The sequence below is a fragment of the Bradyrhizobium cenepequi genome (assembly GCF_020329485.1).
Lineage (GTDB): Bacteria > Pseudomonadota > Alphaproteobacteria > Rhizobiales > Xanthobacteraceae > Bradyrhizobium > Bradyrhizobium cenepequi.
The window spans coordinates 408,118-422,135 of sequence record NZ_JAGKJI010000001.1 but is presented as its reverse complement, the minus strand read 5'-3'; the positions used below and the strand labels follow the sequence as shown (position 1 = coordinate 422,135).

General features: G+C 62.9%; 12 protein-coding genes. 1 reads left to right on the top strand and 11 read right to left on the bottom strand.

The window, feature by feature from the left end; genetic code table 11:
• Positions 1-158 precede the first annotated feature (158 nt).
• From tilS to J6497_RS02050, 10 genes are all read right to left on the bottom strand, one after another.
• The gene (gene tilS / locus J6497_RS02095) at positions 159-1,181 is read right to left on the bottom strand and encodes a tRNA lysidine(34) synthetase TilS (RefSeq protein WP_225702793.1); all 1,023 of its coding nucleotides are present in this window, start codon (positions 1,179-1,181) and stop codon (positions 159-161) included.
• A gap of 46 nt (positions 1,182-1,227) precedes the next feature.
• Entirely contained in the window at positions 1,228-2,259 is a 1,032-nt protein-coding gene (gene ybgF / locus J6497_RS02090) for a tol-pal system protein YbgF (RefSeq protein ID WP_225702554.1), read from the bottom strand.
• 136 nt (positions 2,260-2,395) lie between these two features.
• Positions 2,396-2,887 (bottom strand): peptidoglycan-associated lipoprotein Pal, encoded by a 492-nt coding sequence (gene pal / locus J6497_RS02085; RefSeq protein ID WP_225702553.1) that lies wholly within the window; start codon positions 2,885-2,887, stop codon positions 2,396-2,398.
• A gap of 261 nt (positions 2,888-3,148) precedes the next feature.
• Positions 3,149-3,889 carry an N-acyl amino acid synthase FeeM domain-containing protein gene (locus J6497_RS02080; RefSeq protein WP_225702552.1) on the bottom strand — a complete coding sequence of 247 codons (741 nt, stop codon included), beginning with the start codon at positions 3,887-3,889 and terminating at the stop codon, positions 3,149-3,151.
• Positions 3,890-4,088: 199 nt separating this feature from the next.
• The gene (locus J6497_RS02075) at positions 4,089-6,416 is read right to left on the bottom strand and encodes a putative bifunctional diguanylate cyclase/phosphodiesterase (RefSeq protein WP_225702792.1); all 2,328 of its coding nucleotides are present in this window, start codon (positions 6,414-6,416) and stop codon (positions 4,089-4,091) included.
• Positions 6,417-6,599: 183 nt separating this feature from the next.
• Entirely contained in the window at positions 6,600-7,892 is a 1,293-nt protein-coding gene (tolB, locus tag J6497_RS02070) for a Tol-Pal system beta propeller repeat protein TolB (RefSeq protein WP_225702791.1), read from the bottom strand.
• A gap of 110 nt (positions 7,893-8,002) precedes the next feature.
• Positions 8,003-8,977, bottom strand: a complete 975-nt coding sequence (tolA, locus tag J6497_RS02065) for a cell envelope integrity protein TolA (protein ID WP_225702790.1) — start codon at positions 8,975-8,977, stop codon at positions 8,003-8,005.
• Positions 8,978-9,011: 34 nt separating this feature from the next.
• On the bottom strand, positions 9,012-9,485 hold the full coding sequence (locus J6497_RS02060) for a biopolymer transporter ExbD (protein WP_225702551.1): 474 nt from the start codon (positions 9,483-9,485) through the stop codon (positions 9,012-9,014).
• 41 nt (positions 9,486-9,526) lie between these two features.
• Positions 9,527-10,240, bottom strand: a complete 714-nt coding sequence (gene tolQ, locus J6497_RS02055) for a protein TolQ (RefSeq protein ID WP_225702550.1) — start codon at positions 10,238-10,240, stop codon at positions 9,527-9,529.
• Positions 10,241-11,470: 1,230 nt separating this feature from the next.
• Positions 11,471-12,118: a TIGR02594 family protein gene (locus J6497_RS02050; RefSeq protein WP_225702789.1), complete on the bottom strand. Its 648-nt coding sequence runs from the start codon at positions 12,116-12,118 to the stop codon at positions 11,471-11,473.
• A gap of 254 nt (positions 12,119-12,372) precedes the next feature.
• Here J6497_RS02050 and J6497_RS02045 point away from each other — a divergent pair, with 254 nt between their 5' ends.
• A complete protein-coding gene (locus J6497_RS02045; RefSeq protein ID WP_225702549.1) occupies positions 12,373-13,236 on the top strand; it encodes an alpha/beta fold hydrolase in 864 nt (287 codons plus the stop codon).
• Positions 13,237-13,352: 116 nt separating this feature from the next.
• On the opposite strand, the gene metW is transcribed toward J6497_RS02045, so the two are convergent.
• Positions 13,353-14,018 (bottom strand): methionine biosynthesis protein MetW, encoded by a 666-nt coding sequence (gene metW, locus J6497_RS02040; protein WP_225702548.1) that lies wholly within the window; start codon positions 14,016-14,018, stop codon positions 13,353-13,355.

The following is a 14,018-nucleotide window of genomic DNA, read 5'->3' as shown; positions in this document are numbered from 1 at the left end:
GGTGTATCTGCCAAGGGAACTGCACAGGACTATTTAGCGCATCCTAGCCCGATTCCCGGTCAAATGATGGCGCAAAAACTCCCGGGTTTTTGCGGGTGGTTAAGCGGAGATGAGGTAGTTGAGCGGATATGAGAGGAATTTTCCTGTTCGCCTGAATATCAGCGGGCCCGGCTCCGGCGCGGCGGCGCCGCCTCGACGCGGATCCGCCCATTGACGAGCCCAATGACCGCGCCGGCGAGCGTCTGTTTCAGCTTGCCTGTGCCCTGGATCACCGCCTGATCGAGGGCAGCGAGCAGGGCCTCGACTTTGCCCAGTTCGGCCGGTCCCTCATGGCCCACCCGATCGATCGCGCGCTTGAGCAAGCGCAGCCGGATCTCTTCGGGGAGGGCCACAAACGCCTCGGCATCGAATCCGGGGCGTGCTGCACTGCCATCGCGCAATGCCAGGTAGCGCTCGGCACCATCAGCCAGCACCTCCACGGCGGCATTGGCCCGGGCGAGCCGTGCCGCCAGCCGCGCGAGGTTCCGGGCATCGCCCCCCTCTGCGGCCAGCGTCGGCATCAGTGCGCGTAGCCGGGGGCGCGTGAACGCAGTATCGCGATTGGTCGGATCGACCGCATAGCCGATCCTGGCTTTCTCCAAGGTTGCGATCAGCCGCGACTTTGGAACAGCGAGCAGCGGCCGCGCCAGTCTCACGCCTTCGCGTTCGGTTTCGCGCCCCATCGCGGCGAGGCCGGCGATGCCACTGCCTCGTAATAGCCGCATCAGGAGCGTTTCGGCCTGGTCGTCGCGGGTGTGCGCCGTGAGCACATGGGTGGCCCCGCTCGCGCGAGCCGCTTGGGCCAGCAGGCGATAGCGCGCCTCGCGCGCCGCCTCCGGCAGGCCGGTGCTCGGCTTGATCCCGGTCCAGCGCAATGTCCGATGGGGAAGATCGAGCGTGCCGGCAAGGCGCTTGACCTCACGCGCCTCGCGCGCGGCCTGCGGGCGCAAGCCATGGTCGACGGTAACTGCGATCAGCCGCGGCCCCTGCTTGAGTGCCCGGCGCCAGCGGGCGGCGAGCCACATCAACGCCACCGAGTCCGGGCCACCGGACACGGCCAGAACGATCGCTGGTGCATGCTTCCAGCCGTCTAAGAGACGCTTGGCTTCGGTCGCGGAAATCGCGCTGCTGTCATCGGACATGGCGGTGCCATCGATCGCGGAGCCGAACGGCTCCAGCAGCACCGCTTTAGCACTTGATCCGCTTCTGCTCACGGTCGACGGCGGCTCTGACGCCCGTAGAAGCCCGCGGATATTTCCGCGTCACTTCACCGAGCGCAGCGCAAGCGGCTTCCTTCTCCTTCAGCGCTGCCAGTGATTGGCCAAGCCGCAGCAGCGCGTCCGGCGCTTTGGCCGACTTGTCGAATTTCGTGGTCACGCCGAGGAAGGCTTCTGCGGCATCACGATACTGCTGACGCTGAAAATAGCTCTCACCGAGCCAATACTGCGCATCCGGAATCAGGGGATCGCTGGGATACTTCTGGGAGAAATTGCGCATGGTTTCCTCGGCGAGCGCATAGTCCCTGCGCTGCATGTAGCCGATGCCGAGGTCGAACTCGTCCTTCGATGTCGCCGATGGCGGCAAGGTGGTCAGCGCGGCGGTGGTGCCGCCCCCTGCCGGTGCGCCGGCATTGCGTGGGCTGGTATTGCCGAGGTCGAGCGGTTCGCCCGCACCGCGTCCGCCGACCGCGGCATCGGGCGAAATCGGCATCTGGCCACCACCAAGTGCGCGCGGCGCGCCTGGGGCGCTCGGGTTCTGCGTCGGATCGAAGGCATCGCCTCGGCGACGTCCGCCCGCCGCTGGCGCGGCCGGCTCCTGCACGATTGGAGCGGGAGCTGCGATCTGCGTCTGGTCGTAGCCGCCCTGCGACTGCCGGTAACCCGGCTGCGGCTGCCCATACCCCTGCCGCGGCTGTCCATAGGCCGGCTGCCCGCCTTGTGGCGGATAGGATGGCGCAGGCTGTACGCCAGGCTGAGCGGCTGGAGGCTGGCCGCCGGGGCCGGGCGGCGCGGCGCCGAGCTGGCGCAGGCGCTCCTCCAACTGGCGATTACGATATTGCAGCTCCTCGTTCTGGCCCGTGAGCTGTCGAAGCTGGTTCTCCAGGTGCTGGACCCGCATTTCAAGGTCCGCATCATCGGATTGTGCGAAGGCCGGTGCGGAAACAGCCAGTCCCGCGGCAATCGCCGCGGCGCTCGTAACTCTAAGAAATCTAGATGACATCTTGCCCTGACGACGAAAATCGACGCGGAACCACATTGAGGCAGGGAGTACGCCGGAATTGTGACTGAAGTAAATGGCCGCCCAAACAAAACCGGCGCCTCATGGCGCCGGCGGCAAATCGCGGAATTTCAAAAGCTTACGAGCTCGCATTCAGCACCGTGACGGCACGGCGGTTCTGCGACCAGCAGGAGATGTCGTTGCAGACCGCCACCGGACGTTCCTTGCCGTAAGAGATTGTGCGCATGCGGCTCGGATCGATGCCGCGCGAGGCGAGATAGGCGCGAACCGCCTGGGCACGACGCGCACCGAGCGCGATGTTGTACTCGCGGGTGCCGCGCTCGTCGGCGTGGCCTTCGATGGTGAAGGTATAGCGGTTGTAGCTCTGCAGCCACTGCGCCTGCTTGTCGAGCGTCGCGATCGCCTGCGGGGTCAGGTCGGTCTGGTCGCTCTCGAAGAAAACGCGGTCGCCGACGTTCACGACGAAATCCTGCTGGCTCCCCGGGGTCGCAGCACTCGCCATTGCGCCGTCAGCGCCGATGTTCTTGTTGGCGCAAGCACCCATCGACAGCGCCACCGCGAGCACCGCGGCGAGCTTCAATCCCTGGAGGATTCGCATCTGATATTTCATTCCGGAGCCTCCACGCTCACGTTTTCGAATTCTCATCCGGTCTACAGGGCGATGGTTAAACGAACGTTCCGTCAACCTTGATGGGACCTTGCCAGACCCGATCAAATGCGGACAAACGGCGAAAAGCGCCCCCTTTGGTTAATGGGTTGTAAATGTGGCGCGAGGGTGAAGGCAAGCGCGGAAGCAGCGGTTTCCCGGATTCGCCGAGAGGAATCGGGCAGATTGCGGGTCTTCTGCAACAGTCCGGGGGACCCGGATTATTCAGGAACTCGGAACGATCGACGCTTGCGCGAAGGAGGACCCGACATCATCGGTGGTAGTAGACTGGCCTCGTCCCCGCCTGAACAACATCCTGCGCTCGAACGCGCTCGAGCGCAGGAACGGATAACGAGCAAGCACCCGTTCACGCACCTTGGGCAGGTGCGCGGCCATCAATCCGACCGGCTTGACCAGACCCGGATAAAGGCGCGCTTCGGACCAGACCTCGTGCAGGAACATCCGGCGGTAGAACGCCATATGCTCGGGACGGACGATGGCCAACCCGTAGTCCGCATTGAAGTGAACGCCGGCGGTCGAGCCGAGCCGCACGGTGACATAAGGCAGTTCCGGGAAATTGCGCGCCTTTTCGGGGTCGGCGACAAATCGCGTCGAATCGATAAAGACGAGTCCCTGATCGAGCTTGGGATGAAGTACATCGCCGAACAGCTCAACCGAGGGCGACATCCGCCACTCGGACGTCAGCACGCTGATCCGGATAGAGCTGTAGAGCTCGCCGTGAACGTATACGCCGAACGTCCAGGCGTTCGGAGCGTCCTCATATTGATCGATGACGCGCTCGTCGGCCGAAGGCTGGATTGCACCTTCACGGAGATAGGCGCGATAGCGGAGTCGATAGATCTCGTCCTTTTCCTCCGCGGTCTCGGCGAGACGGTAGTCGACTTGATCCAGCGGGTCCGAAAGCCGTCCTGTAGCCGGCTTCATGGCTTCGGCTGCGGACCTCATAGGCTACTCCTTGACTATCGCCAGTACATACTCAACTTTTACGCGTATTTAAACCTTTACGCGCATTTGAATAAATTAACAGCTTCTTAACTGTTGTGCAAAGCGATCGCGACAGTACGGTTAACTGCTGCGTGCACGACTTGTACGCTGGCCATGCGTCGGCGCGGCGCGCCGGTAAAACTACGGTATGCGGGGGATCTCAGGCGATCGAACGCGAGGCAACCGCGAACATCTGATCGTCGGTATGGCGGCCATACGAAGCCTTGAGCAACTGTCGGATGCGTCCTGCAGCAACCGGCCGGCTGAACAGATACCCCTGCGCCTCGGTGACCGCGCCATCAGCGCCAACCAGTTCCAGCTGCTCATTGGTCTCGATGCCCTCGACCACCACCGACATGCCGAGATCGGCCGAAAGCCGCGCCACGCCGCGCAGCAGCGTCAGTGGACGGTCGGTATCGATACCTTCCAGGAACGAGCGGTCGATCTTGACCTTCTGCAGCGGGAAGTTGTGCAGGTAGCTCAGGCTTGAATAGCCGGTACCGAAATCGTCCAGCGAGATCCGCACGCCCAGCGAATGCAATTGCGACAGCACGTCATGGGTCAGCTGCGTGTTGCGCAACAGCGAGGACTCGGTGATCTCGATTTCGAGGCGGTGCGCCGGGAGGCCGGAGACTTCCAACGCATAGCGGACCTCGCTCAGCACGTCACGCTGGTGGAACTGCTGCGGCGAAAGGTTGACCGCGACACTGACTGCTTCGGGCCATGTCATGCATTCCATGCAGGCCTTGCGCAGGATCCAGCGGCCGAGATCGACGATCAGGCCCATGTCCTCGGCGACTGGAATGATGTCGATCGGGGAGACGGTGCCGCGCACCGGATGGTTCCAGCGCAAGAGCGCCTCACAGGTCGTGATCTTGCCGGTCTTGAGATTGACCAGCGGCTGGTAATAGAGTTCGAATTCCTCGTTCGCCAGCGCCTTCCGCAGGTCGAGTTCGAGGATCCGGCGCGCTTCCACGATCTGCGCCATCTCGTCTCGGAAGAAGCAGAAGGTGCCGCGGCCATCCGATTTGGCGCGGTAGAGCGCCATATCGGCGTTCTTCAACAACGTGTCGGCGCTAACGCCCGGCGAGGTCATGGCGATGCCTATACTGGCGCCGATCTCGACCAGATGATTGTCGATCTTGTAGCGCTCGCTCAGGCGGTCGACGATGCGGCGTGCCAGGCTGGCCGCGTCCTCAGGCGAGTTGATGTTCTGCTGGAACACCACGAACTCGTCGCCGCCGAAGCGGGCCACGAAGTCCTCCGGCCGCAGCATTTCGCGCAGGCGTCCGGATACCGCGCACAACAGCCGGTCGCCGCAGGGATGGCCGAGCGTGTCGTTGACCTGTTTGAACTGGTCGAGATCGATGAACAGCAGGGCCGACAATTGCGCGGCGCCCTGCGGGCCAGCCAGGAAGCGGCCAATCTCGTCCCGGAAATGGACGCGGTTGGGCAAGGCCGTGAGTTCGTCGTAACGCGCCAAATGACTGATCCTGGCTTCAGCATTACGCCGCTCGGTGATGTCCTGCAGCAGCACGACGGCGCCACCGCCGGTCATCGGCTGGAACGTCCAGGACAGCGCGCGATCGCGCGTCGCGTCCGGATCGTTGGTAATCATGTCCCGCGTCTCGGTGTGTGCGATCTCGGCGAGAATCCTCCTGCCACTTGCTTCGGAGATCGAGCCGGAGCTGACGCAGGCTGCGATGATGTCGGCCGCACTGGCGCCGCGCCGCACGAGATCTTCCGAGAGCTGCATCATCTCGCTGAAGCGATGATTCATCACGGCCAGCCGGTCGTCGGCGCGAAACATGCACAGGCCGTGCGGCATATTGTTCAGCGCGGTGTCAAACTGGCTGGCCAGCGCGGCTTCGCGCTCACCCGCCACCAGCGCCTGCACGAAGATCCGCTGCAAGTTGGTCGAAATCTGCTTCAGAGCGAGGAAGAACACGGCGGCGACGAATGCCATTCCGATGTAGTAAGGTGTTCCCTTCATCGCGAGTGCGATCGAGGTCGGACCGCAGGCGAGCGCAATCTGGACATGGAAGATCCACGGCCGGCCATAGGTACGACCCGCGCCAGCCGCCACATAGCCTGTTGTGACGGAGAGGCAGATCATGTGTGCGACCGCATCGTCGCTACCGAGCAGCGTGACCGTACACCAGACGCCGAGCGCGATCGCATAGGCCATCGCGCCGATCTGATAGCGCACCTCCCAGCGCGCGGCTTCTTCGGCGGTCAGGACGGACCTGCGCGACATGTACCAGTGCATGTCGACCGCGCGCCCTGCGCCGGTGATCACGAGCAGCGCGACACAAGGCCAGAGCCAGAACTCCTGCGTCTTCAGGGCGGTCAGCACAGCCGCCATGGCCACCAGCGCGGCACCGGCGAACAGAGGCGCCGGATTCTGGAATAGCGAATCGATCAGCGCCGCGTAGATCGACGGCGACACTTTCTGATCGGAATCCGCGCTCTGGTTGGCGAGCTGCATGCTGCTCATACACGTCCTGTTGCGACGCGTAGCTTTACCTCGCGCTGATGAAGTCTTTCTGAGGGAATATCGTTACCAAGACCTTGTTTCGAGTTTTACGCAGCCCAAATTCTCCTTTAATTTCAATTAACTAGGAAAATTTTGCCGGTTAACGGAAATGGTTACCCGCCGATCCCTGACAATTTACGACAATAACGGCGACCACGCCGGGTCGGACGCGAAGCCAGGCGTCGGCACGCGCAGTTCGTTGCGGCCGGAAACGTCGACGGTAAAGAGCGATGGTCCCTGGCCGGGATCACGAAAGAACATCACGACCCGCCCGTTCGGCGCAAAGGTCGGCCCCTCATTGTGATAGCCCGAGGTCAGGATCCGCTCGCCGGAGCCGTCGGTCTTCATGATGCCGATCGCGAACTGGCCGCCGCCCTGCTTGGTGAAGGCGATATAGTCGCCGCGCGGCGACCACACCGGTGTCGAGTAGCTGCCATCGCCAAAGGAGATGCGCTGCGCCTGCCCGCCGCTCGCCGCCATCACATAGATCTGCGGCTTGCCGCCGCGGTCGGACTCGAAGCAGAGGCGCGAGCCATCGGGCGCATAGGACGGCGAGGTATCGATTGCCGGCGTGTCGGTGAGCCGTGTCATCGATTTCGAGCGCAGATCCATCACGAACAGGTTGGAGTTGCCGCCCTGCTGCAGGCTCATGATGATGCGCTGGCCGTCCGGCGAGAACCGCGGCGAGAACGACATGCCCGGGAAATTGCCGACGATCTCGCGCTGGCCGGTCTCGATGTTGAGCAGATAGACGCGCGGGTCGCCCTGGCCGAACTCCATATAGGTGATTTCCTGGGTCGACGGCGAAAAGCGCGGGGTCAGCACGAGGTCCGAGCCGCGGGTCAGATAACGCACATTGGCGCCGTCCTGGTCCATCAGCGCGAGCCGCTTGACGCGGCGCTCCTTCGATCCGGTCTCGTCGACGAAGACGATGCGGGTATCGAAATAGCCCTTCTCGCCGGTCAGCCGCTCGTAGATCTGATCGGAGATGATGTGCGCGATGCGCCGCCAATATTCGGCCGAGGTATCGTATTGCTGGCCGGCGAGCTGCTGGCCGGTATTGACGTCCCAGAGGCGGAATTCCGCCTTCACGCGCCCATTGTTCTGCCGGGTCATACGTCCCGTGACCAGCGCCTGCGCATTGACCGATTTCCAGTTCTGGAAGTTCGGCGCGGCGTCGATGTTGATGTTCTTCTCCAGATAGGCCGCCTGGTCGATCGGCGCGAACAGCCCCGAACGCTTGAGGTTGTTGGTGATGACCTGGGTGACGCCAGCGCCGACTTCGGTATCGCCGGGGGTGCCAGGCGTGAAGTTCGGGATCGCGATCGGCAGCGGCGCGAACTCGCCATCGGGAATCGGCACGCGCTTGGGGCCTCCTTGCGCAAATGCACCACGTGGAGCTGCGGCAAGGGTGCCGAGCGCGGCCATGCCGGAAATGATCTGGCGGCGGCTCGGGCGGGAAAACGTCTCAAACGATTTGTTCTGATTGGTCATCGTTGGCGAACTTTGCTTCATGGGACCTTGAGCGCACACCGCGCTCAGGTCTTTCGTTCGGTGAACACGGGCGAAAAATATTTCCATTCGTCGAAGAAGGCCGCCGGCAGATTATACGGCTGGCATTCGATGATCGCGCGCAGCGCGCTCTCCTGATAGACGCGCAAATAAGGCGTCGCCGGCGTGCCTTCCGGCACCGGCATGCCCTCGAGCGTGCCGTCGCGTTTCAGGCGAATCACGAAGGCCGCCTCGGTCTGCTGCGCTTCGATACCGCCATAGGGCTTCTTCCAGCAGCGCTCGACCTGTTGCTTGAACATCGCGCCCCAGGTCGCCGAATTGTCGGCGGCCTTGCCATGGGCAAGGCCGAGAGCCGCGTTCATGTTGAGCGTGTCGCCGGCTGCTGCCTGCCGCGTCGGATCGCGCTTGTCGAGAAGGGCCGCGATCTTCGACTGGTCGAACACGCGCTCCTTCGGCTTCTGCTCCGGCGGCGGCTTGGCGGCCTGCTGGTGCGGCTTCGGCGGCGGCTTTTTCTCTTCCTTCTTCAGCGCTTCCGCGATCGGATCGGGCTTGGTGGGATCCGGCTTCTTTTCGACCTGCTTCGGCTCTGGCTTTGGTTCTTCCTTCTTCGGCTCTTCCTTTTTCGGCTCGTCCTTGGGCTTGGTCTCGGCAACCGGCTTCGGCGGGTCGGGCTTCTTCTCGACCGGTTTCTCTTCCACCTTCGGGGTCGGGGGCGGCGCCGTGTCGGTGACGACGGGCGGCTTCTTTTCCTCGATCTTGCCGACGGTGTCGTCGACCGGCTTGGCCTCGGCGACCTTCTCCACGAGCGGCTTCGGATTTTCCTTCTTGCCGGCCCTCTGGCCGGCCATCACATGGGCAAGCTGATCGGACGAAATCACATCGACGGCGACAGTCTCCTCGTCCGGCAGGACATAGGCCTTGGTCGAAAACGACACGAGGCCCCATCCCAGCACGAGGACATGCAGGGCGATCGATGCCACCAGCGTCTTGTCGACCTTGATCTTCTTCAACTTACCCTGCTCGCCTTGCCATGGCTCAAGATCCCCCCTCCGGGATGATGACGATGTTGGCCTTGTAGCCCGCGGTGCGGATCTGGCCGAGGAGCTTCATCATGTCGGTGTAGCAGACGTCCTTGTCTCCGCGCAGATAAACCACGGCATCACTGTCCGATCGGGTCTCCCGGATAGCCTTGATTTTGGGCAAGAGGTCGGCAGCCGAGATCGCGGCGTCCCCGAGATACAGTTCCACGCTCGAATTGCAACTGCCGCCGGTACGCTTGACCGATAGCGTCAATGGCGGGGTGTTCTGGGCAATCGACTTGCCGCCGCTCGCGATCGGCAGGTCGATGTCGATGTTCGACGTCATCAAGGGTGCCGCGACCATGAAGATGATCAGCAGCACCAGCATCACGTCGACCATCGGCGTGACGTTGATCTCCGCCATCACGGCGGCGCGGCGCCGGCCACGGCGGCCACCGCCATCAGACGAACCCGCCATGCTCATCGCCATGATCTAAAACCCACCGCTTGCGTTCATCACATCTCGCCTTGTCAGGCGCGCTCGTCGATCTGGCGCGACAGGATCGCGGAAAATTCGTCGGCAAAACCTTCCAGGCGCTGGGCCTGCCGGTTCACCTCGGAAATGAACTTATTGTAGAAAATAGTCGCCGGAATTGCGGCGATCAGGCCGATTGCGGTCGCAAACAGCGCCTCCGCGATGCCGGGCGCCACCACCGCCAGAGAGGTATTCTTTGACGCCGCAATCGACTGAAAGCTCGACATGATGCCCCAGACGGTGCCGAACAGGCCCACGAACGGCCCGGCCGAGCCGACGGTCGCGAGCACCAGGAGCCGCCGTTCCAACCGTTCGACCTCGCGCGCGATCGACACGTTCATGACCTTCTCGATCCGCATCTGAAGGCCGGCAAAGGAGCGCGAATGGCTCTCGAAGGAGCGCTTCCATTCGCGCATCGCCGCCACGAAGCAGGCCGCCATCGACTGGGTCGGCTTGGCCGACAGCGTCCGATAGAGTTCCTCGATCGACTGCCCCGACCAGAACGCCTGCTCGAACCGGTCCATCGCACGGCGGGTGCGCGAATACAGGAAGATCTTGTCGATCGCGATCGCCCAGACCCAGACCGAGCAGGCGAGCAGCCCGAGCATGACCGCTTTCACGACCCAATGGGCCTGCAGGAACAGCGCGATCAGCGAAACGTCGCTCGAGGCCATGGGCAGCGCCGTCTGCGCCACGTCGGCGGGATTCATCGGCAATATCCTTTCAACGCAAAGATCCCCTGTCCTTCCCGCAGCAAATGGCTGCCGGTACCGGATGTTCGTTTCGACGCGTCTTGCTCACGCGAACCGGTCTCCACCTCGCTCGAAGCGCTCCTAACAGCCGCGCACAAGGCGCCGCGGTAAGCGCCAGCGCGAAAAGCTTTCCATCTGTCACATGGGAGGGCCCTTCAAGGCCGGGCCCTGCTTCCCCCGTCAACATGTCAAAACAAGGGCTGTTCGCGCGTCATTTCCGCCCCTAACCAGACGCTAACCGTGGTTAATGCGAGGTTACCAAAGTCGGCTTTGACGGCCGGAAATGCTGGAGATTCGGCCGGTTACGGGAGTGGGCGGGGTTCCCGCCGCCTGTCGGCTGCCTGCGCTCCTTCCTCCTGAAAGGCCTGAAAGGGGGAAGGTCGGGATGGGGGTCTGCCACGAGTCGCACTGCCCGAGTGGAGAGAGATGATCCCCACCCGGTTTGCGCCAAAGCGCAAACCGACCTCCCCTTTTTCAAGGGGAGGTGAGATGGAGCCAGTTTCCGACAGCGGCGAAACGAAACTTCCGATTCAACTTTCAAACAGCCGAGAGGATGTGAGTCCGCGTTCTCGCGACGTGATACGTCCGAGCTTTGCGTCTCGTTCCACCCTCTCATTGAAGTGAGGGCGCAGGGAAAGCCGGGTGCCGGCTGCACCCGTGGGCCCCGTGCAACAAAAAGCACGGGGGTAGGACCACAGGTCAACCGGAGCAACACCGGCTTTCCCTGCGCAGTGGTTTACGGCTTACTTCGTGCTCTTCCCGGTGACCGGGCTTTCTTGCCACCGTCATCTCTCGCGCAAATTTCTTCGCGCAATAAACTTAGCGCCAGCGTCGGGGCGCCAGAACCACACGACTTCGCCGTCCACGGATAGTCACGCTCGTCAGTCGCAACACCCGCGTCCACCGCATCCCACCGCACGTTCGTGACGATCGCGAGCCGCCCCTCATTCGCCGTGAGACGCGCGGAGTCATAGTGCTGATTTGCCCGACGACGGAAGCGAAATGTTTTTCGCGCAGGGAGTGGACGAGGCAAATCACGTTGGAATTGCTCGCGAATTTTTTTCTCCGTCATTCCGGGGCGATGCGAAGCGTCGAGCCCGGAATCCATTTCGCCACCTGCGCAAGTGCATGAATAGATTCCGGGCTCGCGCTTCGCGCGCCCCGGAATGACGGTGGAGAGTGTAGCGGCTAGTTCGTCGGCATCACGTAAGCGTAGATCTTGCCGCGGGAGACCGCGGCTTCGCGCACGCGGTTGCCGTTGTTGCCGGAGATCATGATCGGATTTCCCCTGGCGTCGATGCCGGTGATGATGCCGACATGGCCGCCGCGGCGTCCGCGTGACATGACGGCGATGGCGCCGACCTGCGGGCCGGAGACACGCTGCCCATAGCGGGCGAACGAACTCGCCATGTCGGAGCCGGTGCCGCGATAGCCGGCCTGCTGCAGCACCATGTTCATGAACCGCGCGCACCACAGGCTTGCGCGACTGGTCGGGTTGCCGCCGAGGTAACGGCGGGCTTCAGCAACGATGTTCGACGAGCCGAGGCTTGCCGCCTGCTGCGGCTCCGGCGACAGGCTTGCGTTGCTATCGGCAAGATCCTGCGCCTGCATCCGCGCCACGCCGCGCTCCCAGCGCGAGGCACGCCTCATGTGGCGGTGACGATGATGGACATAGTGATGCTTGGCATGATGACCGGAATGATAGGCCCGGGCGTGGCGCCCTGCGTGATGATGAGGCCGTGCCGAAGCGGGAGAGATAGAGACGACGATTGCCGTCGAACACAATGCCAGTGCCAGAACTCGAAGCAACCGGCGGAACGCACGCAACTGAACCATACTTCCCATTTTTTCCTTCTGTTACACCCCGTTTTCGCTGGGTGCGCCGTCTGTGGATGACATCTGGATGACAGGCGCGATGCGTTTTGTGATGCGCAATGTGGCAAGAAGAAGATTTCGTGCCGCGCTGCGGCGAAAAATTGCGAGGTCATTTCGCGAACATTTGGCGGCGAAAACAGAAACGAGACCGCGCATTGCAGCCGCGAACGTTAATTGCGATCCTCGCTGGCGCAGGCTCACAAGGAAAACGCAAAATGCCCTATGCCGTCGCCAAGGATAATGTCCGCCTCTATTTCGAAGAGGCGGGGAGCGGCACGCCGATCATCTTTCTGCACGAGTTCGCGGCCGATCACACCAATTGGGAGCCGCAGATGCGCTATTTCTCGCGCGGCCACCGCTGCATCGCCTATTCCGCGCGCGGCTACACGCCATCAGACATTCCGCCATCGGCCGAGGTCTACACTTACAAGCATTTCTACACCGATGCGCTCGCGGTGCTTGATCATCTCGGTATCGCACGCGCGCATTTCGTCGGGCTGTCGATGGGCTCCTATTCGTCGCTGCAAGTCGCGTTGAATGCACCCGAGCGCGCGCTGTCGATGACGCTCGCCGGCGTCGGCTCCGGCTCGAGTCTCGAAAACCTCGACGCCTTCCGCGCCCAATGCCGCGCCAATGCCGAGCAGTATGAAACGATCGGATCAGCGGAAGTCGCCAAGGTGACGCGCGAGGCGCCGGGCCGGATTCCGTTCCTCGTCAAGGATCCGCGCGGCCATGCCGACTTCTATGCCGCGCTCGCGCGGCACGATGCCAAGGGATCGGCCGATACCATGCGCAGTTTCCAGGGCGGGAGGCCCTCGATCTATACCATGGCGGACGCGATCGGACGCGTGGGAACGCCGGCGCTGATCATCTGCGGCGATGAGGACGACAATTGCGTCGAGCCGAGCCTGTTTCTGAAGAAGCATTTGCCCGCGGCGGGGCTGACGTTCTTTCCCAAGTCGGGGCACGTGCTGAATCTCGAGGAGCCTGCACTGTTCAACGAGATGGTTGAGCGGTTCATCGCGCTGGTGGAAGCCGGACGATGGCTGTCGCGCGATCCGCGGTCGATGGTGGTCTAGCTGTCATTCCGGGGCGCGCGGAGCGCGAGCCCGGAATCCATTCATCCACGGAGTCTGCGGCCCGATGGATTCCGGGTTCGCGACTTCGTCGCGCCCCGGAATGACGGGGAGAGAGCTTAGCGGCCCTTGCCGCCCCTGCTCAGCAGAAACACGCCTTGCTCGCCGAACATGTTCCAGACCCACCAGGGCAGGTTCAGCGGCACTGGGCGGCCGTAGAGGTCGAGCGCGACCGCGCGCTCCATCTTGACGTGGATCTCGTCGCAGAGCTGCACGAAATCCTTGATGGTGCAGAAATGAATGTTGGGCGTATCGTACCAGGTCGCCGGCAGGTTTTCGGTGCGCGGCATGTGGCCGCCGATCAGGAGCTGCAACCGCATCTTCCAGAAACCGAAATTCGGAAACGACACGATGGCGCGGTGACCGATGCGCAGGAGATTTTCCAAAACCGCCTTCGGCTGCCGCGTCGCCTGCAGCGTCTGCGACAGGATCACGTAGTCGAAAGCATCGTCGGGATAGTTGACGAGATCGGTATCGGCATCGCCCTGCACCACCGCGAGCCCCTTGGCGACGCAGCGGTTGACGCCTTCGCGCGACAGCTCGATGCCGCGGCCGTCGATGCCCCGGCTCTCCAACAGTTGCAGAAGATCGCCCTCGCCGCAGCCGACGTCGAGCACGCGGGAGCCCGACTCAACCATTTCGGCAACGAGGAGATGGTCCGGGCGATGACTCGTCCGCGCTGGCGCCACGCCGGGCAGCGGCAAGGTTTGTTCCTGAAGCGCCAT